The 18,909-nt window shown below is 73.5% G+C and carries 22 protein-coding genes; 8 read left to right on the top strand and 14 right to left on the bottom strand.

Annotation, left to right across the window (positions count from 1 at the left end; all coding sequences use genetic code 11):
• Window positions 1-81 precede the first annotated feature (81 nt).
• Together CRM73_RS13090 and CRM73_RS13085 are read right to left on the bottom strand one after the other, a co-directional pair.
• Window positions 82-414, bottom strand: a complete 333-nt coding sequence (locus CRM73_RS13090; protein ID WP_229588025.1) for an antibiotic biosynthesis monooxygenase family protein — start codon at window positions 412-414, stop codon at window positions 82-84.
• Window positions 411-1,421, bottom strand: a complete 1,011-nt coding sequence (locus tag CRM73_RS13085; RefSeq protein ID WP_017833368.1) for a mechanosensitive ion channel family protein — start codon at window positions 1,419-1,421, stop codon at window positions 411-413. Before CRM73_RS13085 ends, CRM73_RS13090 begins: the two co-directional genes overlap by 4 nt.
• Before the next feature lie 123 nt (window positions 1,422-1,544).
• Here CRM73_RS13085 and CRM73_RS13080 point away from each other — a divergent pair, with 123 nt between their 5' ends.
• A complete protein-coding gene (locus CRM73_RS13080; RefSeq protein WP_115162879.1) occupies window positions 1,545-2,300 on the top strand; it encodes a DedA family protein in 756 nt (251 codons plus the stop codon).
• Window positions 2,301-2,309: 9 nt separating this feature from the next.
• On the opposite strand, the gene CRM73_RS13075 is transcribed toward CRM73_RS13080, so the two are convergent.
• Entirely contained in the window at window positions 2,310-3,350 is a 1,041-nt protein-coding gene (locus CRM73_RS13075) for a magnesium and cobalt transport protein CorA (protein WP_017833370.1), read from the bottom strand.
• Between the two features lie 101 nt (window positions 3,351-3,451).
• Between CRM73_RS13075 and CRM73_RS13070 the strand changes: the two genes are divergently transcribed.
• Genes CRM73_RS13070 through CRM73_RS13055 form a run of 4 tightly spaced genes read left to right on the top strand, consistent with a single transcriptional unit; the run spans window position 3,452 to window position 7,137 of the window.
• Window positions 3,452-3,922, top strand: a complete 471-nt coding sequence (locus tag CRM73_RS13070) for an NUDIX hydrolase (protein ID WP_095651860.1) — start codon at window positions 3,452-3,454, stop codon at window positions 3,920-3,922.
• Window positions 3,919-4,944 (top strand): glycine betaine ABC transporter substrate-binding protein, encoded by a 1,026-nt coding sequence (locus CRM73_RS13065; RefSeq protein ID WP_229588021.1) that lies wholly within the window; start codon window positions 3,919-3,921, stop codon window positions 4,942-4,944. The genes CRM73_RS13070 and CRM73_RS13065 overlap by 4 nt, the downstream gene beginning before the upstream one ends.
• A gap of 56 nt (window positions 4,945-5,000) precedes the next feature.
• A complete protein-coding gene (locus CRM73_RS13060) occupies window positions 5,001-6,218 on the top strand; it encodes a pyridoxal phosphate-dependent aminotransferase (protein WP_035927494.1) in 1,218 nt (405 codons plus the stop codon).
• A gap of 49 nt (window positions 6,219-6,267) precedes the next feature.
• Window positions 6,268-7,137, top strand: a complete 870-nt coding sequence (locus tag CRM73_RS13055; protein WP_095651601.1) for a PPK2 family polyphosphate kinase — start codon at window positions 6,268-6,270, stop codon at window positions 7,135-7,137.
• A 26-nt stretch (window positions 7,138-7,163) separates the two neighbouring features.
• On the opposite strand, the gene CRM73_RS13050 is transcribed toward CRM73_RS13055, so the two are convergent.
• Window positions 7,164-7,439, bottom strand: a complete 276-nt coding sequence (locus CRM73_RS13050) for an exodeoxyribonuclease VII small subunit (RefSeq protein ID WP_035927490.1) — start codon at window positions 7,437-7,439, stop codon at window positions 7,164-7,166.
• A 59-nt stretch (window positions 7,440-7,498) separates the two neighbouring features.
• Complete coding sequence (gene xseA, locus CRM73_RS13045; protein ID WP_126350270.1) at window positions 7,499-8,800, bottom strand: exodeoxyribonuclease VII large subunit; 1,302 nt, start codon at window positions 8,798-8,800, stop codon at window positions 7,499-7,501.
• Between the two features lie 65 nt (window positions 8,801-8,865).
• Here xseA and CRM73_RS13040 point away from each other — a divergent pair, with 65 nt between their 5' ends.
• Both CRM73_RS13040 and CRM73_RS13035 read left to right on the top strand, forming a co-directional pair.
• The gene (locus CRM73_RS13040; RefSeq protein WP_229588019.1) at window positions 8,866-9,834 is read left to right on the top strand and encodes a hypothetical protein; all 969 of its coding nucleotides are present in this window, start codon (window positions 8,866-8,868) and stop codon (window positions 9,832-9,834) included.
• 10 nt (window positions 9,835-9,844) lie between these two features.
• Entirely contained in the window at window positions 9,845-10,927 is a 1,083-nt protein-coding gene (locus CRM73_RS13035; protein ID WP_017833377.1) for a 4-hydroxy-3-methylbut-2-enyl diphosphate reductase, read from the top strand.
• A gap of 21 nt (window positions 10,928-10,948) precedes the next feature.
• Here the strand turns inward: CRM73_RS13035 and CRM73_RS13030 are convergent, their stop codons facing one another.
• The 3 genes from CRM73_RS13030 to CRM73_RS13020 all read right to left on the bottom strand — a co-directional run bounded on the left by CRM73_RS13030 (window position 10,949) and on the right by CRM73_RS13020 (window position 14,140).
• Entirely contained in the window at window positions 10,949-12,283 is a 1,335-nt protein-coding gene (locus CRM73_RS13030) for a DNA recombination protein RmuC (RefSeq protein ID WP_229588017.1), read from the bottom strand.
• Between the two features lie 77 nt (window positions 12,284-12,360).
• Window positions 12,361-13,122 carry an ABC transporter permease gene (locus CRM73_RS13025; RefSeq protein ID WP_115162872.1) on the bottom strand — a complete coding sequence of 254 codons (762 nt, stop codon included), beginning with the start codon at window positions 13,120-13,122 and terminating at the stop codon, window positions 12,361-12,363.
• 76 nt (window positions 13,123-13,198) lie between these two features.
• Window positions 13,199-14,140, bottom strand: a complete 942-nt coding sequence (locus CRM73_RS13020; protein WP_229588015.1) for an ABC transporter ATP-binding protein — start codon at window positions 14,138-14,140, stop codon at window positions 13,199-13,201.
• A gap of 126 nt (window positions 14,141-14,266) precedes the next feature.
• Between CRM73_RS13020 and ychF the strand changes: the two genes are divergently transcribed.
• The gene (gene ychF / locus CRM73_RS13015; protein ID WP_109244456.1) at window positions 14,267-15,352 is read left to right on the top strand and encodes a redox-regulated ATPase YchF; all 1,086 of its coding nucleotides are present in this window, start codon (window positions 14,267-14,269) and stop codon (window positions 15,350-15,352) included.
• 29 nt (window positions 15,353-15,381) lie between these two features.
• On the opposite strand, the gene arfB is transcribed toward ychF, so the two are convergent.
• The 6 genes from arfB to CRM73_RS12985 form a co-directional block, all read right to left on the bottom strand.
• The gene (gene arfB / locus CRM73_RS13010; RefSeq protein ID WP_229588013.1) at window positions 15,382-15,822 is read right to left on the bottom strand and encodes an alternative ribosome rescue aminoacyl-tRNA hydrolase ArfB; all 441 of its coding nucleotides are present in this window, start codon (window positions 15,820-15,822) and stop codon (window positions 15,382-15,384) included.
• Between the two features lie 140 nt (window positions 15,823-15,962).
• On the bottom strand, window positions 15,963-16,394 hold the full coding sequence (locus tag CRM73_RS13005; protein ID WP_035927462.1) for a hypothetical protein: 432 nt from the start codon (window positions 16,392-16,394) through the stop codon (window positions 15,963-15,965).
• Between the two features lie 206 nt (window positions 16,395-16,600).
• The gene (locus CRM73_RS13000) at window positions 16,601-17,587 is read right to left on the bottom strand and encodes an IS481 family transposase (protein ID WP_229588011.1); all 987 of its coding nucleotides are present in this window, start codon (window positions 17,585-17,587) and stop codon (window positions 16,601-16,603) included.
• A gap of 92 nt (window positions 17,588-17,679) precedes the next feature.
• Complete coding sequence (locus tag CRM73_RS12995) at window positions 17,680-17,961, bottom strand: hypothetical protein (protein WP_229588009.1); 282 nt, start codon at window positions 17,959-17,961, stop codon at window positions 17,680-17,682.
• Window positions 17,962-18,092: 131 nt separating this feature from the next.
• Window positions 18,093-18,536, bottom strand: a complete 444-nt coding sequence (locus tag CRM73_RS12990; RefSeq protein WP_229588007.1) for a lipopolysaccharide assembly LapA domain-containing protein — start codon at window positions 18,534-18,536, stop codon at window positions 18,093-18,095.
• 92 nt (window positions 18,537-18,628) lie between these two features.
• On the bottom strand, window positions 18,629-18,909 hold a 281-nt coding region (locus tag CRM73_RS12985), incomplete at its 5' end, for an alpha/beta family hydrolase (RefSeq protein ID WP_370658540.1).

The raw sequence follows: 18,909 nt of genomic DNA, 5'->3' as shown, positions 1-18,909 counted from the left end.
CCCCGGGGCGGGGCGCGGTCCGGTCGCGGCGGGCCCAAGGGCGGCCGCCGGTCCGGCGGCCGTGGCCGGCGCTGAGGGCGCCTACCGCTGTTCGGGGGACTGCTGCTCGACGGCCACCGTGTAGGACCACAGCTCCGAGGCGGTGCCCACGGGCCGGGGGCGCTCGCCCTCCCCGGCGGGGCCGCCGTGGGACCGGGCGAAGTCCTGCGAGGACCGCCAGGCGTCGTAGGAGTCCTCGTCGGCCCACCGGGTGAGCACGAGCCACTGCGTGCGCCCGTCCGTGGGCCGCAGCAGCTCGAAGCCCTCGAAGCCCGTGACCCCGGCCATGGAGCCGCTGTGGGCGGCGAAGCGCCGGCCGAGCTCGTCGCCGGAGTCGGCCGGGACGGTGATGGCGTTGATCTTGACGATGCTCATGCGTCCGATCCTGGCACATCGCGCCGGACCGACCGGACCTGTCCCGTCTCCGGCGGACCGGGCGCCGCGACCCCGGCCTCGGCCTGCCGGATCACGGTCTGGTTCAGCAGGGGCACGTGCAGGCCCTCGCGGTCGAGCATCTTCTTGATCCGCAGCCGCAGCGCCCGGGCCACGTCCCACTGCTTGAGGGGGACCGTGCGGACGGCCACGCGCACGGTGACGGACTCCCCGGTCACGGCCTCCACGCCCCACACCTCCGGGTCCTCAGTGATGTACTCGCCGACCTTCGGGTCGTCCCGCAGCAGCCCCGCCTCGTGCAGGATCAGCTCCGTGACCAGCTCGATGTTCGTGTCGTAGGGCACCGGCAGGTCCAGCACGCAGCGGGCCCAGCCCTGGGACTGGTTGCCCACGCGCAGGATCTCCCCGTTGCGCACGTGCCACAGGGTGCCGTTGACGTCCCGGACCTGGGTCACGCGCAGCCCCACGGACTCCACGGTCCCGCTCGCCTCGCCGAGGTCGACGACGTCCCCGATGCCGAGCTGGTCCTCGGCGACCATGAAGATCCCGGACAGGTAGTCCTTCACGAGGGACTGCGCCCCGAAGCTCAGGGCCACCCCGGCGATGCCGGCGGAGGCCAGGACCGGGCCGATGTCGTAGTCGAGCTCCGAGATGATCATCACCAGGGCCACGGCCCAGATCACCACCGTCCCCACGGACGAGAGCACCGAGCCGATGGTGTGGGCGCGCTGGGACTGCCGCGCGCCGGCCAGTCCCGCGTCCTCGACCCAGCGCGGCCTGCCCCGCTCCATCCGGCGCACGATCCGCGACCGGGTGCCCTTCGCGATCCCCCCGGTGACCCGGCGGATCAGCAGCCGCACCACGGCGGCCAGGATCGAGGCGCCGAGCAGCACCAGGAGGATCCGCAGCGGCTTGTCGAGCCAGAACTCCCACACCGGGTCCAGGGCCGGCACGGGGGTGGACATCAGGAGGGGGGCAGGGAGGAGCATGGAGGAAGCGTAACCAACGACGTCCGCGACCCGTCAGCCGTCCAGCCGACCCGGAGGTGCGTCGGGCACAATGGTGGTCGCACCCGCCGGGCCCCGCCCCGCCCCGCCCACCGCCGAGGACCCATGACTGCACCCAGCCCCGCCCCGACCGCCGCCCCCGACCTCACCGCCGCCCCGGACGCGGCCGTCCTGGCCGCCCGGATCACCGGGGCCCAGGACTCCGGCGCCGAGACGCTGGGCGGGGTCGCCGGCTGGGCCGTCGACGTCATGGAGGCCATCGGCGCTCCTGGCGCCGGTCTGCTCGTCGCGCTCGAGAACCTCTTCCCGCCGCTGCCGTCCGAGGTGATCCTCCCGCTGGCCGGGTTCACCGCGAGCCAGGGCAGCTTCTCGCTCGGCGGGGCGATCTTCTGGACGACCCTGGGCTCGGTGGTCGGCGCCGTGGCCCTCTACTGGATCGGTGCAGCGCTCGGCCGCCGCCGGCTGCGGGCGATCGTGGACCGGATGCCCCTGGTTGACCTGCACGACCTCGACCGCACCGAGGCGTGGTTCGAGCGGCACGGGAAGGCCGCCGTCTTCTTCGGGCGCATGATCCCCGTCTTCCGGTCGCTGATCTCGGTCCCCGCCGGCATCGAGCGGATGTCGTTCGGCGCGTTCGTCCTGCTCACCACGGCGGGGTCCCTGATCTGGAACACCATCTTCGTGCTCGCCGGGTTCTACCTGGGCGAGAACTGGCACGTCGCCGAGCAGTACGCCGGGATCTTCTCCCGGATCGTGGTCGTCACCGTGGCGGTCCTGATCGCGTGGTGGGTGCTCAAGCGGGTGCTGCGCAACCGCCGGGGCCTGTCCGACTCCGCCCGCCGCGAGCGCGGGCAGCAGTGACCGCGGCGGTCACAGCCACCGTTTGAACCGGAACACGACGTAGAGCACCACGCCCGTCACGAGCATCAGCCCCAGCGCCATGGGGTAGCCCCACACCCAGGACAGCTCCGGCATGAACCGGAAGTTCATCCCGTACACGGAGCCGATGATCGAGGGCGCGAACAGGATCGCCGCCCAGGAGGAGATCCGCTTCATCTGCTCGTTCTGCTCGATCGCGGCCTCGTTCTGCCGGGCGGCGAGCTGCGTGGAGTCCAGCATGAGGGCGTTGGTGAGGGACGCCTGGAAGGACTCGACCTTGTTGTTGACGAAGATCAGGTGGTCCAGGACGTCCCGCAGGACGTGCTGGAGCTCCCGGGGCGCGCCGGCCCCGGCGAGCTCCTCGAGGAACTGCCGCAGCTCCAGCTCCAGCGGGGCGACCGCCCGGTGGAACGCGCTGACCTCCCGGGTGAGCTGGTAGATGCGCCGGGAGACGACGCCGTCCCCGGAGCCGGAGTACAGGGCGTCCGAGATCTCGTCGATGTCGTTCTCGAGCCCCTCGACCACCGGGTAGTAGTCGTCCACGGTCTGGTCGAGCACCGCGTAGAGCACGGCCTCCGCGCCGGTCACCAGCAGGGCGGGCTGCGACTCCACCCGGGTCCGGACCCGCCCGACCCGCCCGTGCTCGGACTGCCGGACGGTGATCACGAAGCCGGGTCCCGTGACGATGTGGATCTCCCCGAAGTCGACCGTCTCGGTGGCGTCCTGGTAGACGGCGGGGCGCAGCACCGTGAACAGGGTGCTCCCGTAGCGGTCGAGCTTGGGCCGCTGCTCGGCCTGCCGGATGTCCTCCACGGCGAGCTCGTGCAGGCCGAACTGCTCGGCCAGGGAGTCGAGCTCGTCCGCGGAGGGCCGGTACAGGCCGATCCAGACGAGGACGCAGTGCTCCCCGGCCTCGGTGCAGCGGGGGTCCTCGGTCCGGAGCCGGGCGAGCAGCCGGTAGGTCTCCTCGAGCGTGGCGGGGGACGCGATGCGCTGTCCGCCCCGGTAGACGGCGTTGTCGACGATGCTCACGCGCCCATTATCCCCGGGGGCCGATCCACCGGCCCGCCCGCCGCGCGCGCTGTCGGCGCCCCGCCCCGGGCGTTCCTAGAATGGGGGGCATGAGTTTCCCCATGGACACCCGGGTGGGTGCCTACGCCGTGATCGTCCAGGACGGGGCGGTGCTGCTCAGCCACTGGAACCCGCGCCACCCCACGCTGCGGGGGGCGTGGAGCCTGCCCGGCGGTGGCATGGAGATCGGGGAGCAGCCCGCGCAGACCGCGCTGCGGGAGGTGCACGAGGAGACCGGCTTCACCGTGGAGCTCGACGAGCTGCTCGGCGTGCACAGCCGCCACATGGACGCCGGCGAGCGGCTGGACGGCCGGGACCGGCCCTTCCACGCCCTGCGCGTGATCTACCGTGCCCACATCACCGGCGGGACGCTCACCTCGGAGCAGGACGGCTCCTCCGACGAGGCCCGCTGGTTCCCCCTGGCGGCGCTGCCGCAGCTGCCCCTGGTCGGCCTCGTGCCCGTGGGCCTCGAGCTGGCCGGGCTCGTGGCCACGGGCCCTGCGGGCACCGCGGGACCGGGGGAGGGCCGGTGAGCCGCCGTGGCGCCGCCGCGGGCCTGCTCGCCGTCGCCGCGCTCACCGGGTGCGGCGGCGGGGCCCCGGAGCAGCCGCCGGCCACCGCGGCGTCCCCCGCCGCGGAGCCGGTCCGGATCGCGGCGGGACCCACCGGGCAGACGGCCGTGCTCGCCCACGTCTACGCCGGGCGGCTGCGGGAGGCCGGCTTCGACGCGAGCGTGGTCGACGCCGGGACCGAGCGCGCCGACTACCTCGGGGCCCTCGAGCGGGGGGAGGTGGAGGTCGCCGCGGACTACTCCGGCAACCTCTACCTGCACCTGCGCGGCCGGGCGCCGGTGGGCCCGGCCACCGCGGCGCCCACGGACGGGGCGACGCCCACCCCCACGCCGTCCCCGGACGCCGAGGACGGCGGGCTCGCCGAGGACCTCTCCGAGCTGCTGGGACTGGGGGAGGAGCGCGCGGACGACGACGACGTGCTGGCCGGGGTGCAGGACGTGCTGCCCGAGGGCCTGCGGACCCTCGAGCCGGCCCCGGCGGAGAATACGGTGGCGGTCGTCGTGACCCGGCCGACCGCCGTGGAGCACGAGCTCACCGACCTGGAGGACCTGGGCCCGGTGTGCGACGAGCTGGCGCTGGGCACCGACCTCGACTTCGCGGGCCGCTCCTACGGCCCGGAGGGACTGGAGGACGCCTACGAGTGCGTGCCCGGCAGGTTCGTGCCGTTCGGCGACCAGGACGACCTCGTGGACGCACTGCTCGAGGACCGGGTGCAGGCCGCGGCCCTGTTCACGGCCTCGCCCGCCATCGAGGACAACGCCCTCGTGGTCCTGGCCGACCCGCTCAACAACTTCGTCCCGCAGCGGGTGGTCCCCGTGGCGGCCGAGGACCTGCCGGACGCCGCCGCGGACGTCGTCGACGGGGTCTCCGCGCAGATCGGCACCGAGGACCTCGTGCTGATGACCCGGATGACCTCCGCCCGCGACCCGTACACGCCCGAGGAGGCCGCGCGGTACTGGCTCGAGGGCAGCGACGACACCTGATCGGCGCACCGACGGGTGCCCCGGACGGCGTGCACCCCGGGGGTAAGGTGTACCGCATGTCAGTGGTGAAGCAGTCCGACAAGCTCAAGAACGTCCTCTACGACATCCGCGGCCCCGTGCTGGAGCAGGCGGAGCACATGGAGGCGGAGGGCCACCGGATCCTCAAGCTCAACATCGGCAACCCCGCGCCGTTCGGCTTCGAGGCACCCGACGCGATCCTCGTGGACATGATCAAGAACCTGCCCAACGCGCAGGGCTACTCGGACTCCCGCGGCATCTACTCGGCCCGCACGGCCGTGGTGCAGTACTACCAGACGCGCGGGATCATGAACCTCGACACCGACGATGTCTACCTGGGCAACGGCGTCTCCGAGCTCATCACCATGACGCTGCAGGCGCTGTGCAACCCGGGCGACGAGATCCTCATCCCGTCCCCCGACTACCCGCTGTGGACGGCGTCGGTGGCCCTGTCCGGCGGCACCCCCGTGCACTACCGTTGCGACGAGGACAACGACTGGAACCCGGACCTCGAGGACCTCGCGGCGAAGATCACCCCCAACACCAAGGGCATCGTGATCATCAACCCGAACAACCCCACCGGCGCGGTCTACTCCCGCGAGGTGCTGCAGACCATCGTGGACCTCGCCGCGGAGCACGAGCTGATCCTGTTCTCGGACGAGATCTACGAGAAGATCACCTACGACGACGCCGAGATGATCAACACCGCGACCCTCACCGGCGAGGACGTGCTGTGCCTGACCTTCTCCGGGCTCTCCAAGGCCTACCGGGTGGCCGGGTACCGCGCCGGATGGCTGGCGATCACCGGGCCCAACTGGAAGGCCGAGAGCTTCATCGAGGGCATCAAGCTGCTCGCCAACATGCGCATGTGCGCCAACGTCCCGGCCCAGCACGCGATCCAGACCGCGCTCGGCGGCTACCAGTCGATCAACGACCTCATCCTCCCGGGCGGGCGGCTCAAGGCCCAGCGCGACCTCGCCCACCGGCGGCTCAACGAGATCGACGGCGTGTCCTGCCGGCAGGCCGACGGCGCCCTGTACCTGTTCCCCAAGCTCGACGTGGAGAAGTTCAACATCGTCGACGACGAGAAGTTCGCCCTCGACCTGCTCAAGGAGCAGAAGATCCTCGTCAGCCACGGCCGGGCGTTCAACTGGCCGGAGCCCGACCACTTCCGCCTCGTCACCCTGCCGTCCGTGGAGATGCTGGCCACGGCGCTGGACCGGATCGAGGAGTTCCTCGGCAACTACCGCCAGTGACCGGCGGGCCGCGCCCCGCGGCCCGCCCCGCACTCCCAGGAGGTCCCGCATGAGCGCAGCCGACCAGAGCCCCGGCACCGGGTTCGAGCAGGACGTACGGCCTCTGCTGCGCGCCCGGCCGGGCCTGTCCCTGGACGCGGTGGACACCCGCTCCACCCCCGGGTTCCGGGGGAAGAAGCAGCAGGGCACCGCGCTGCGGGCCGCCCGGGACGCCGAGCTGTCCCGGCTGCAGCGCCAGATCTACGCCAACGCCACGGTGGGCGCCCGGCACCGGGTGCTGCTCGTGCTGCAGGGCATGGACACCTCCGGGAAGGGCGGCGTCATCCAGCACGTGCTGGGCGGGCTCAGCCCGCACGGCGTGCACACCCACGGCTTCGGCCGGCCCACCGAGGAGGAGGCCGCCCAGCACTTCCTCCAGCGGGTGCGGCGCCAGCTGCCCCGGCCCGGGGTGATCGGCGCGTTCGACCGGTCCCACTACGAGGACGTGCTGGTGCCCGTGGTGCACGACGTGCTCGACGACCGGCAGCTCGAGCGGCGCTACACCGAGATCCGGCACTTCGAGCAGGAGCTCGCCGACGACGGGGTGGTGGTCGTCAAGGTCTTCCTGCACCTGGGCCTGGACGAGCAGCGCGAGAACCTCCTCGCCCGCATGAGCGACCGGACGAAGCAGTGGAAGTTCGATCCCTCGGACCTCGAGGCGCGCAGCCGGTGGGAGACCTACATGGCCGCCTACGAACGGGCCATCGACGCGACCGACGCCGACCACGCGCCCTGGTACGTGGTGCCCACCGACCGGAAGTGGTACGCCCGGGCCGTGGTCCAGGACCTGCTGATCTCCGCGCTCGCGGGCCTGCGGCTCGACTGGCCGGACCCCGGCTACGACGTCGAGGACGCGCGCCGGCGCCTCTCCGAGCTCTGACCCGCGCCACGGCGGGCCGGGCCGGCTCAGCCGCGCCCGGCGCCCTCCTCGCCGTCGCCCCCGTCGGCGTCCGCGCGCCGGCTCCGGGCCGCGTCGAGCCGCTCGCGGGCGCCGTCGAGCCACTGCTCGCAGCGGGTGGCGAGGGCCTCGCCGCGCTCCCAGAGCGCGAGGGACTCCTCGAGGGACGTGCCCCCGGCCTCGAGCCGGGAGACGACCTGCACGAGCTCCTCGCGGGCCTGCTCGTAGCCCAGGCCGGCGATGTCGGACAGGTCGGGTGCTGCGGGGTGGTCGGTGCTCGCCATGGGTGGCGCCTCTCGTTCGGAACGGTCGGGGACGGCGGTGGTGCCGGTGCCCCGGTGGGTCAGGGGGAGCCGGGGTGCTCGCCCGGGCGTCGGGCGGAGACGGTCTCGGTGCGCACGCCGAGCTCGCCCGCGGCCAGGCGCACCCCCAGCAGGTCCCCGGCGCGCACGGCGGCGGCGTCGGTGACCACGGCGCCCGAGGCGTCCAGGACCACGGAGTAGCCGCGCTGCAGGGTCTCCTGGGGGGACAGCGCCCGCACCCGGGCGCGCAGGGAGCGCACGGCGTCCCGCTCCCGCAGGGTCCGGGAGTCCACGGCGGACAGCGCCCGGGTGCGCCACCGGTCCACGTCCTCCTCCCGGAGCAGGATCATGTCCTCCGGCTGGGCCAGGACGGGCCGGGTGCGCACGGCGGTCAGACCGGCGGCCTCCCGGTCCAGGAAGCCCCGCACGGCGCGGTCCAGGCCCGCCCGGGCCCGGGCCACCCCGGCGCGCTCCTCGACGACGTCGGGGACGATCCGCTTGCCGGCGTCCGTGGGGGTCGAGGCCCGCAGGTCGGCCACCCAGTCGAGCAGCGGCTGGTCGTTCTCGTGCCCGATGGCGCTGACCACCGGGGTCCGGGCGGCCGCCACGGCCCGGATCAGGGACTCGTCGCTGAAGGCCAGGAGGTCCTCGAAGGAGCCGCCGCCGCGGGCGATCACGATGACGTCCACCTCGGCCATGCCGTCGAGCTCGCGCAGCGCCTGGGTCACGGCGCGCACCGCGCCGGAGCCCTGGACCGCGACCTCCCGCACCTCGAAGTCCACGGCCGGCCAGCGCAGGGACGCGTTGCGGATGACGTCCTTCTCGGCGTCCGAGTTGCGCCCCGTGACGAGGCCGACCCGGCGGGGGAGCAGGGGCAGGGGCTTCTTCCGGGCGGCGTCGAAGAGCCCCTCCTCGGCGAGGGCGCGCCGCAGCCGCTCGAGCCGCTCCAGCAGGTCGCCCAGGCCCACCGGGCGGATGCCGCGGCCCAGCATGGACAGCCGGCCGGTCTTGGCCCAGAAGTCCGGTTTGAGCTGGGCGACCACCCGCATCCCCTTCTCCAGGGGACGGTCCAGGTGGGCGGTCTCGTTGGCGAAGAGGGTCACGGGCACGGAGATCTCGGCGTCGACGTCCCGCAGAGTCACGTAGGTGACGCGGGCGCGCCGGTTGAGCTCGATGATCTGCCCCTCGACCCACGTGGGCGCGCAGCGGGCGATGTAGGCATGCAGGTTCTCGGAGAGCATCCGCAGCGGCCACGGGTTCTCCGGGGTGGTCCGGTCCGCCCGCTGCGGCAGCTCCCGCTCGCCGCCCGCCGGGGCGTCCTGCTGCGGCTCCAGATACGTCATGCCTCATGCTTACCACCCGACGGGGACACCCGTGCACGCGCTCCGCCCGTGCGTACAGTGGTTCCGTGAGCCTCTCAGCACCCCCCGCCCCCGGACACCGCTCCGCGCCCCGTTCCGCGCCCCGCCCCCGACGACGCGCCACGACCGTCCTGCGCACCGGCCTCGGCACCGTCCTGGGCCTCGCCGCCGCGTCCCTCGTGGCGCTGCTCGTGCCCCTGCACTGGGCCCAGGACACCCTGGTCTCCCGCGACGGCTTCACCCGGGTGGTGGGCACCCTCGCCGAGGACCGGCCGTTCCAGGAGGAGCTGGCCCGCACCGCGGTGGGGCAGGTGGCCGACCGGATCGTGGGGGAGCGGGCCACCGGCGTCGGGTTCCTCGACCGGATGCTCGAGGACGCCGCCCGCCGTGCGGCCGACGTCGCCGCGGACCTCACCGCCGACCCCGCCTACCAGCGCGCGTGGACGGAGGCGCTCACCCGCACCCACGAGGCCAACGTCCCCGTGGACGGCGCGGTGGAGGAGCCGCCGAAGGACCTCGTGCTGGACATCGCCCCCGTCCTCCGGGAGGTCGACGCCGCCGTGCAGCGGGCCGTCGGAGTGGACGTCGGCCTGGCGGAGCGCGAGAGCCGGATCACCGTCCCGGGGTCGAACACCGGGCGCCTGATCGAGGCGGGCACCCGGGTCACCGACCTGGCCGTCCCGCTCACGTGGACCGCCGCGGTGCTCGCCGTGCTCGCGCTGCTCGTGACCCGGCACCGCTTCGCCGTGCTCGCCGTGCTGGGGCTGGGGACCCTGGCCGGACTGGGCGTCGCGTGGCTGCTCGTGGAGCAGGGCGTGCAGCGGGCCTCCGGCATGCTCGGCGGCGACCCCGTGGTCCGGCTCGCCGCCGACCGGGCCGTCCTCCTGCTCACCGACTCCCTCGGCGAGCAGATGGTCACGGCCGCCTGGGCTGCCGGGATCACGGGCGTCGTGGGCCTCGTCGGGGCCATCCTCGTGTCGGGCGGATCACGGCGCGGGCCCCGCCCCACCGCGTAGCATGGAGGCCATGCCGACCACCGTTGCGCTCTCCATGCCCACCGTCCCCCGTTCCCGGCGCTCGCCGGAGGACGTGGCCGCCGCCGCTCCCGTGGCCGGACCGAAGAAGGTCCTGCTCGCGTCCCCCCGCGGCTACTGCGCCGGCGTCGACCGCGCCGTCATCGCCGTGGAGAAGGCGCTCGAGCACTACGGCGCCCCCGTGTACGTGCGCAAGGAGATCGTGCACAACAAGTTCGTGGTGAGCACCCTCGAGGAGCAGGGCGCCGTGTTCGTCGAGGAGACCGACGAGGTCCCCGAGGGGTCCCTGCTGATCTTCTCCGCCCACGGCGTCTCCCCGGCCGTGGTGGAGTCCGCGAAATCCCGCGAGCTGCGCACCATCGACGCCACGTGCCCGCTGGTCACCAAGGTCCACCGCGAGGCCGTGCGCTTCGCGAAGAGCGACTACGACATCCTCCTGATCGGCCACGACGGCCACGAGGAGGTCGAGGGCACCGCCGGCGAGGCCCCCGAGCACATCCAGGTGGTGAACAGCCCCGACGAGGTCGGCCAGGTCGTCGTCCGCGACCCGGAGAAGGTCGTCTGGCTCTCCCAGACCACCCTCAGCGTGGACGAGACCCTGGAGACCGTGCAGAAGCTGCGCGAGCGCTTCCCCTCCCTGCAGGACCCGCCCAGCGACGACATCTGCTACGCCACCTCCAACCGGCAGACCGCGATCAAGAAGATCGCCCCGGACGCTGACCTCGTGATCGTCGTGGGATCGGCGAACTCCTCGAACTCCGTGCGGCTCAAGGAGGTCGCCCTCGAGTACGGCGCCCGCCGCGCCGAGCGCGTGGACTTCGCGAACCAGGTGGACGAGTCCTGGTTCGAGGGCGTCGCCACCGTGGGCGTCACCAGCGGAGCCTCCGTGCCGGAGGTCCTCGTCAAGGACGTGCTGCGCCTGCTCGCGGACTACGGCTACGGCGAGGTCGAGGAGGTCGTCACCGCCGAGGAGGACGTGCTGTTCTCCCTCCCCAAGGAGCTGCGCGCCCGGCTCACCGCGGCCGGGGACACCTCCCACCGGCTCGGCGGCCGCGGGGCCCGCCCCACCCGCTGAGCCGCGGGCGGACCCGTCCGCTCAACCCGCCGCGCGCTCGTCGAGCTGCCCCGGCACGCTCCCGCCCGGCTCGGTGCGGGCCGGGCGCTCCGCCGGCTCCGGAAGCTGCACCGCCTCCGGCGCCGGCGGCAGCTGCGCCGCCTCGGTGAACTCCGGCGCCGTGAGCGGGCGCGGCGCCACCACGAGCGGACGCGTGGTGAGCCGATCGTCCTCCGCCAGCGTGGGGTCGAGGTCGTTGATCCGCCGGGCCGTGGGAAACACCCGGGTCTCCACGGAGCCCGTCAGCCGGTTGTAGGTCTCCACCGACTTCTGCAGCGACCGGCCCATGTCGTCGAGGTGCTTGCCGACCGTGCCCAGCCGCTCGTAGAGCTGACGGGAGAGGTCGAAGAGCTCCTTGGCGTTCTCCGTGAGCCCGTTCTGCCGCCACGTGAACGCCACGGCCTTGAGCGAGGCGAGCAGCGAGACCGGCGACACGATCGCCACGTTGCGGCTCGCGGCGTGGTCCAGCAGGGTCGGGTCCGCGTCCAGGGCCGCGGAGAGCGCCGACTCGGCGGGCAGGAAGCACAGCACCAGTTCGGGGGAGGCGTCCCGCGCCTCCCAGTACTTCTTCGACGCCAGCGCGTCCACGTGCCCGCGCACGGCCTTCGCGTGGCCGGCCAGCTGCGCCCGGCGCCCGGCGTCGTCCTCGGCGTCCTGGGCGCGCAGGTAGGCGGTCATGGGCGCCTTGGCGTCCAGGACGATGTCGCGGCCCCCCGGCAGGTGCACCACCATGTCCGGGCGGATCGCGCTGCGCTCGCCGTCCGCGGTGGTGCCGTTGGAGGCGACCTGCTCCCGGAAGTCGACGTGCGCGGTCATCCCCGCGGACTCGACCACCCGGCGCAGCTGCACCTCGCCCCACAGGCCGCGCGCGGAGGCCGAGCGCAGCGCAGAGGACAGGGAGGTGGTCGCGGTGCGCAGGTGGTCGCCGACCTCGCGGGTGTGGGCGAGGGCCTGGGTGATGCCCCCGTACTGCTCGGCCCGGTCCCGCTCGAGCGCCGTCACGTGCTCCTCGACCGAGCGCAGCTGGTGGGCCACCGGCGCCAGGGCCCGCAGGACGTTGTTGTCCTGCACGGAGCGGGCGTCGGCGTCCCGCAGCCGGTCCTCGAGCTGGGCGCGCGCCTCGACGGCCGCCGCCCGCTCGGAGGCCAGGTCCACGAGCCGGTCCTGGACGGCGGCGAGCTCGGCCTGCAGCCCGGCCCGCTCCTCCTCGGCCGCCCGAACCTCCCGGGCGGCACGGACCCGCGCCACGGCGGCGCCCAGGAGGGCGCCCACCAGCAGGGCGAGCAGGACGAGGACGACGACGAGGCTGACGGTCATGCCCAGCAGTGTGGCACGCCACCCGGACACCGCACGGCAGCGGCGCTCACCGCCCCGCTCCCCGGAGCGTCGCCCGGTCAGCGCCGGACCGTGGTCCGGCGCACGGCCAGCAGCACCACGGCCGTGAAGACCACCGTCCAGAGCCCGGTGTTCAGCAGCAGCGCCCACAGGGGGTCGGACTCCACCGGCGGTCCGCTGGTCGCCACGACGTCGCCCTCCACGAGCGGATAGCGGGCGAGCCCGGCCAAGCCGTAGAGCGGGGTGAAGCGCGCGATGTCGAGCATCACCCCGGTGAGCGGGACGAACAGGTTGCCGAAGAAGCTGAGCACCACGAGCATCCCGGAGGCCGCCCCCACGGCGGACTCGGAGCGGAACAGCAGCCCGGCCGCCAGGCCGTAGAGGGCGAACACCGAGGAGCCGGCCACGACGATCGCCGCCGTGGCGGGCCAGCGCCAGCCGCCCAGCTCGGCACCGGTCAGGGCGCCCACGGCGTAGACCACGAGGACGGGCAGCGCGGCCATGGCCAGGGCCACGGCCACCTTGGACAGCACGTACCCGTGCCGCGGCGCCGGGGTGAGCCCGATCTGCCGGCCCCAGCCGCGGGCCTGCTCCACGGCGGCGGAGCCGGCGATCGAGGTGGTCGCGGTGACCGCCCCGTAGACCGCCATCGAGATCATGTTGTACCCGCCGGCGTTGCCGTGGCCCACCCGCAGGTCGGAGAAGTCCCCCAGCGCCGTGAACATCACGTAGAGCACGGCGGGCAGGACCACGATGAAGAAGGTGTTCTCGACCATGCGCACGTTGCGGCGCAGGTCGTGGGCGGCGTAGGCGATGCTCATGGTGCTGGTCCTCCGGGACGGGGGAGTAGGGACGGTGCGTCGGGGCGGGGAGTCGGGACGGGGCGAGCGGGGCCGGTCAGTCGGCGGTGAGACCCAGGAAGGCCTCCTCGAGTCCGGCGTGGGTGATCTCGAGCTCGCTCGCGCCCGTGGTCGTCAGCAGGTGGCGGGCGATGGCGTCCGTGTCGGGGCCCGTGAGCCGCCGGCGTCCGCCGGCGGGCTCCAGCGCGGTCGCCCCCGGGACGACGACGGGCCCGGGCCCTTCCCAGCGGAAGCTGACCACGCGGTGGCCCGCCAGGGCCTGCACCTCGGCGGTGGGGGCATCGGCGACCACCCGCCCGCCCTTGAGCACCACGGTGCGGGCGGCGAACTCCTCGGCCTCGTCGAGGTAGTGGGTGGCGAACACGACCGTCCGGCCGCGCTCCGCCTCGGCGTGCATCGCGGCCCAGAACTCCCGCCGGGCGCCGACGTCCATGCCCGCGGTCGGCTCGTCGAGGACCAGCAGGTCCGGCTCGGGCAGCAGGGCCAGCGCGAAGCGCAGCCGCTGCTGCTCGCCGCCCGAGCACTTGGAGACCTTCCGCCGCGCGAACCCGGCGGCCCCCGCCCGGCCCAGGGCCTCGTCCACGGGCAGCGGATCCCGGTGCAGGGTCGCGACCATCGCGACCGTCTCGCGCACGGACAGGTCGTCGAGCAGCCCCCCGGTCTGCAGGACCGCGCCGATCCGCCCTGCCCGCACGCTCTCGCGCGGGGCGGCGCCGAGGGTGCGCACGGTGCCGTCGTCGGGGTCGGTGAAGCCCAGGACCATGTCGAGGAGGGTGGTCTTCCCGGCGCCGTTGGGCCCGAGCAGCGCGACGACCTCGCCGCGCTCGATGCGCATGCTCACGCCGTCCACGGCGCGGACGCGCTGCTCGCCGCGCCCGAAGCCCTTGTGGACGCCGGAGACGTCGACGGCCGGGGAACCGGCCGTCGGGTCGGCGGGGCTCGGGTGCGGCGAAGTGCGGGAGGCGGGGGAGGACGTCATGCTCCGACTCTGCTCCACCGCGCGCCGTCCCGGAAGCCCCACGGGCCAGGACACGCCCACGACCTCGGCCAGGGGCCCCGGGGGCGGCACGGCGTGCCGGCGCCGTGCCCGGTAGGATGGTCTCCCGTGGCTCTTACTATCGGAATCGTCGGACTGCCCAACGTCGGCAAGTCCACCCTGTTCAACGCGCTGACCCGCAACACCGTCCTGGCGGCGAACTACCCGTTCGCGACCATCGAGCCGAACATCGGCGTGGTCAACCTGCCGGACCCGCGGCTGGACCGGCTCGCGGAGATCCACGGCTCGGACCGGATCCTGCCCGCGACCGTGTCCTTCGTGGACATCGCCGGCATCGTCAAGGGCGCGTCCGAGGGGGAGGGCCTGGGCAACCAGTTCCTCGCCAACATCCGCGAGGCGCACGCGATCGCCCAGGTGGTCCGCGCCTTCGACGACCCGGATGTCATCCACGTCGACGGCGAGATCAACCCCGCCTCGGACATGGAGACCATCAACACCGAGCTGATCCTCGCCGACCTGCAGACCCTCGAGAACGCGATCCCGCGCCTCGAGAAGCAGGTCAAGATCAAGAAGGCCGATCCCGCCAAGCTCGCCGCCATGCAGCAGGCGCAGACGATCCTCGAGCGTGGGGACACCGTCTTCGGGGCGGCCGAGAAGGAGAAGCTGGACGTCGACCAGCTGCGCGACCTCAGCCTGCTCACCGCCAAGCCGTTCATCTACGTCTTCAACGCCGACGACGGGGTGCTCGGCGACGAGGCCAAGCAGCAGGAGCTGCGCGAGCTCGTGGCGCCCGCCGACGCCGTCTTCCTCGACGCGAAGCTCGAGTCCGAGCTCGTGGAGCTCGACGAGGAGGAGGCGAAGGAGATGCTGGAGATGTCCGGGCAGGACGAGGCCGGTCTCGACAAGCTCGCCCGCACGGGGTTCCACACCCTCGGGCTGCAGACCTACCTCACCGCCGGGCCCAAGGAGTCGCGCGCCTGGACCATCCCCGTGGGCGCCACCGCCCCGCAGGCCGCCGGCGTCATCCACACCGACTTCGAGCGCGGCTTCATCAAGGCCGAGATCGTCTCCTTCGAGGACCTCGACGCCGCCGGGTCCATGGCCGACGCGAAGGCCGCCGGCAAGGTCCGGATCGAGGGCAAGGACTACGTCATGCGCGACGGCGACGTCGTGGAGTTCCGCTTCAACGTCTGAGCCGGGCGGGTCCTCCGCGCCGGCGCGGGTCATTCCGGCCCGGGGCGCCGGCGGTTCTGCTTGGTCTCGGAGCGGCGGCGTTTTCCTTCGAGACGGCGACGGCGCGAGCCGTGGGTGGGCCGGGTCGCTCGCCGGACCACCGGCGGCACCACGGCGCCGCGCAGGAGTGAGGCGAGACGCTGTCTCGCCGCGGTGCGGTTCTGTCGCTGGGAGCGGTGCTCGGCGGCGCTGACGGTGAGCACGGTGCCCGAGAGCCTGCCGGCGAGCTGATCGAGGGCACGTGCGCGCTGCGCGTCGCTCAGCGCCGTCGTCGTGGCCAGGTCGAGAGAGAGCTGCACCCGGGAGTCCGTGGTGTTGACGCCCTGGCCGCCCGGGCCGGAGGCGTGGGAGAACTGCTCGACCAGCTCACCCGCCGGCACCCTGAGGCCGCGGGGCGCGCCGGGGCCCGGGGGCACGTGCAGATCGTCCACCCGACGATTGTCCCGCACCGGCGACGCGACACATTCCGTTCGGTCTCGGTGGGGGATCTTCGGCTGCTCGGGCGAGGTCTGCGGCCGGGCGCGCCAATCAGCCGCAATGGCGGTTCGGCGCGCGGCCCGGCACGTCCTGCCTACTGCCCGAGGGGCTCACCGGTGATGCTGTCGACGGTGCCGTTCTCGATGCCCTCGCACTGCGACACCCCGGCCGGTGTGACGGGTTCGTAGTGGATGCAGAAGGCGTCGTAGTAGGGCATCCCGTCCTGCCAGGCCGCGTAGGCCTCGTCGTAGGTGAAGTCCTGGTCCGGCAGCGCCCCGGGCATGGGCGGCGGGGTGGCCCCGGGGGTCGTCGACGGGGTCGGCGATGGGTCCGGCTGCGTCGCCTCCGCGCTGCCGGTGGCCCCGGACGTCGGGGAGGACGAGGCGCTGGGAGACGCGCCGGGCTCGTCGATCCCGCCGCTGTCGGGAGTGGTGCACCCGGTGACCAGGGCCAGGGACAGGGCGACCAGTCCCAGTCGCCCGAAGGCCGGCTTCTGGTGGACGTTCTGCGGGGGGTTCGGTGACATGGCCGTCTCTCCGGTGGGGGCGGGGGATCCGTTCATCACTTTAGGGAATGCGGGGCGGTCAGCCCGCGTGCGACTCGCACGCAGTGCGGCAGATCATTCCTCCGGGCGCGGAAAAGACCTCGGGCCGCGACGTCGAGGCGTTCTCGACGTCGCGGCCCGAGGTCTTCGTCGTGCCGGCGGACCGAACCGGGCCCTTACCGCGGGGTCTAGGTGTACTGACCCGCAGCGTTGTTGATGCGCTCGATCGGGCACAGGCCGCCGATGCCGGTGTGGGGTCGCTCCAGGTTGTAGTGCTCCAGCCAATCGGGCAAGGCCTGCGCACGTGCAGTGTTGCTGGTGTAGGCGCGGGCGTAGGCCCACTCCCGTGCCAGGGTGCGGTTGAGGCGCTCAGCCTTGCCGTTGGTCCAGGGGCAGTGGGGTTTGATGAACTTCTGCCGCGCGCCCAGGGCGGCCACCGCGGTCTTGAAGGCTGTGGAGTGCCGGTAGGCGAAGGCGTTGTCGGTGATCACCCGCTCTACCCCGGTGATGCCGTGGGCGGCGAAGTAGGCCGCGGCCCGGGTGAGGAACCCTGCGCAGGTGCCGCCCCGCTCGTCGTCGTGGATCTCGGCGTAGGCCAGGCGGGAGTGGTCGTCGATGGCGGTGTGCACGAAGTCGTAACCGAGCCCCTGGCGGCCGCTGCGGTGCACGGGGCGGCTCTGCCCCGGGTCGGCCCGCCACCCACCGCCGTCGGGAATCCGGCCGAGCTTCTTCACATCCAGGTGCACCAGCGACCCCGGGTAGGGGTGCTCGTAACGGCGGCCGGTGACTCTGTGCGCACGGATCACGGTGCCTGTGATCGGGTCCACCGCCGACAGCGGCGGGGTGCGGTAGCGGGCCAGGACCCGGCCCACCGTGGCCGCCGGCACCCCGGTGACCCGGGCGATCACCAGCGGACCGCGGTGCAGCAAGAACCGGGCGATGCGGATCCTGGTCTCGAGGCAGGCGATGGTGCGGTGCGGGCAGGTGCGCGGGCGGGAGGACCGGTCGACCAGCCCGGAGGTGCCCTCGTCCTGGAAGCGGCGCCACCACCGCCAGGCCGTGGTCGCCGAGACACCCATCTCGGCGGCCACGTGCGCCACCGGACGTCCAGCCGCGATGCGGTCTACCAGGATTCGACGTCCCGCCGGGGTCAGTCGGGCATTAGCGTGGGACATGGGAGACCTCCGTGGTCGGGCGGGAATCTAGACAACTCCACACTCGACCCGGAGGTCTCTCCTGTCATCAACAACCTGGTGAGTCAGTACATCTAGGCGGCGTCCTCCGGCGGTGCCGCCGCCTCGAGGTAGTCCTCGACGTCCACGAGCACCGCGGGGCCGGCCTGCGCCGCCTGCAGCGCAACGGCGAGACTCGCCACGTCGTCGTCGTCCAAGGGCTGGTCGGGCAGGTCCACGGCGTAGCGCGCCTCGCCGTCGACCAGCACGGGCGTGATCTGGGCGGTGCCGCTGGTGAGGTCGACGACGGTCGCGGGGGCGACCACCTCGACGTCCTCGGGGGCCGGGCGGTCGTCGGGGAGTGCGGGGGAGCTCATGGGAACCGTCCTGTCGTTCGGGGTGCTGTCAGGCTACTGCCTGTTGCCGCCCGCACAATGGGCCGACCCGTTACTGACGTCATGAGACACCCGCCGGCGACCGACGGCGACCGCCGAGGCGGCGGCGGGGGTCAGCGCAGGGCGCGCTTGATGTCGGCGCGCTCCTTCTCGAGCTTGCGCACCCGGTGGCCCAGCTTGAAGAGCCGGACGGAGCCGACGAGACCCATGATGAGGGCGCCGGCGACCGCCGCGAGCAGCATGGCGACGCCGAGGGGGAGGCTGAACTGCCAGCCCAGGTAGTTGAAGTCCGCCGGGACGTTGTTCTGCAGGATGAAGACCAGCAGCAGGATCAGGATCAGCAGGCCGAGGATCAGGGCCGTCCACGCGGCGCCCGAGACGCCCTGCTTCTGGTGACCGTCCAGGGCGGGGTCCGTGGCCGTCTGCGGCCGGACGGCCGGCTCCCGGCCGGGCGCCGGCCGGTCCGCGGCGGACGCGTCCGCAGCGGGGATCCGCGGCTCATCCCCGGGGGCGGGATCGGGCCGGAGCGGGTCGGAGGATGCTGGGGTGCGGGCCATGACGGTTCTCTCCCTGGTCGCGGACGGGTCGCGGTGACCCTGTGCTCCTCACGGTAGTCCCGGTCGGCGCGCCGTTGAAGTCCCGCCGGTGCTCAGCGGGTCGTGCGCGTCCGCTGGAGGAAGCGGCGCACCTCCGCGGCGACCAGCGCGAGCGTGTCCTCCTGGCTCACGGGCCCGGACCGGCGGACCGCCAGGGCGTGGTCGGCGCCCTCCACCGGGACGACGTCGACGGCCGGCGCGCCGTCCGCGGCGGCCGCGACCTCGTCCGCGGAGCCGAAGGCGTCCCGTGTGCCCTGCAGCACGAGCACGGGGACCGTGGGCCGCAGCAGCTCCTCGGCGCGCGAGCGCTCCGGGCGGCCCGGCGGGTGCAGGG

Origin of the sequence: Kocuria sp. CCUG 69068 (assembly GCF_020833785.1) — a bacterium.
GTDB lineage: Bacteria > Actinomycetota > Actinomycetes > Actinomycetales > Micrococcaceae > Kocuria > Kocuria rosea.
This window is presented reverse-complemented; position numbering and strand designations above follow the sequence as displayed.

What these genes read in the sequence shown, in the direction of transcription:
- CRM73_RS13070 (WP_095651860.1), top strand. Translation starts at nt 3,452, where the DNA reads ATGGACACCCGGGTGGGTGCCTACGCCGTGATCGTCCAGGACGGGGCG.
- CRM73_RS13080 (WP_115162879.1), top strand. Translation starts at nt 1,545, where the DNA reads ATGACTGCACCCAGCCCCGCCCCGACCGCCGCCCCCGACCTCACCGCC.
- CRM73_RS13055 (WP_095651601.1), top strand. Translation starts at nt 6,268, where the DNA reads ATGAGCGCAGCCGACCAGAGCCCCGGCACCGGGTTCGAGCAGGACGTA.
- CRM73_RS12990 (WP_229588007.1), bottom strand. Translation starts at nt 18,536, where the DNA reads ATGGCCCGCACCCCAGCATCCTCCGACCCGCTCCGGCCCGATCCCGCC.
- CRM73_RS13050 (WP_035927490.1), bottom strand. Translation starts at nt 7,439, where the DNA reads ATGGCGAGCACCGACCACCCCGCAGCACCCGACCTGTCCGACATCGCC.
- CRM73_RS13020 (WP_229588015.1), bottom strand. Translation starts at nt 14,140, where the DNA reads ATGACGTCCTCCCCCGCCTCCCGCACTTCGCCGCACCCGAGCCCCGCC.
- CRM73_RS13060 (WP_035927494.1), top strand. Translation starts at nt 5,001, where the DNA reads ATGTCAGTGGTGAAGCAGTCCGACAAGCTCAAGAACGTCCTCTACGAC.
- CRM73_RS13035 (WP_017833377.1), top strand. Translation starts at nt 9,845, where the DNA reads ATGCCGACCACCGTTGCGCTCTCCATGCCCACCGTCCCCCGTTCCCGG.
- CRM73_RS13000 (WP_229588011.1), bottom strand. Translation starts at nt 17,587, where the DNA reads ATGTCCCACGCTAATGCCCGACTGACCCCGGCGGGACGTCGAATCCTG.
- CRM73_RS13090 (WP_229588025.1), bottom strand. Translation starts at nt 414, where the DNA reads ATGAGCATCGTCAAGATCAACGCCATCACCGTCCCGGCCGACTCCGGC.
- CRM73_RS13030 (WP_229588017.1), bottom strand. Translation starts at nt 12,283, where the DNA reads ATGACCGTCAGCCTCGTCGTCGTCCTCGTCCTGCTCGCCCTGCTGGTG.
- CRM73_RS13085 (WP_017833368.1), bottom strand. Translation starts at nt 1,421, where the DNA reads ATGCTCCTCCCTGCCCCCCTCCTGATGTCCACCCCCGTGCCGGCCCTG.
- CRM73_RS13005 (WP_035927462.1), bottom strand. Translation starts at nt 16,394, where the DNA reads ATGTCACCGAACCCCCCGCAGAACGTCCACCAGAAGCCGGCCTTCGGG.
- CRM73_RS13025 (WP_115162872.1), bottom strand. Translation starts at nt 13,122, where the DNA reads ATGAGCATCGCCTACGCCGCCCACGACCTGCGCCGCAACGTGCGCATG.
- CRM73_RS12995 (WP_229588009.1), bottom strand. Translation starts at nt 17,961, where the DNA reads ATGAGCTCCCCCGCACTCCCCGACGACCGCCCGGCCCCCGAGGACGTC.
- xseA (WP_126350270.1), bottom strand. Translation starts at nt 8,800, where the DNA reads ATGACGTATCTGGAGCCGCAGCAGGACGCCCCGGCGGGCGGCGAGCGG.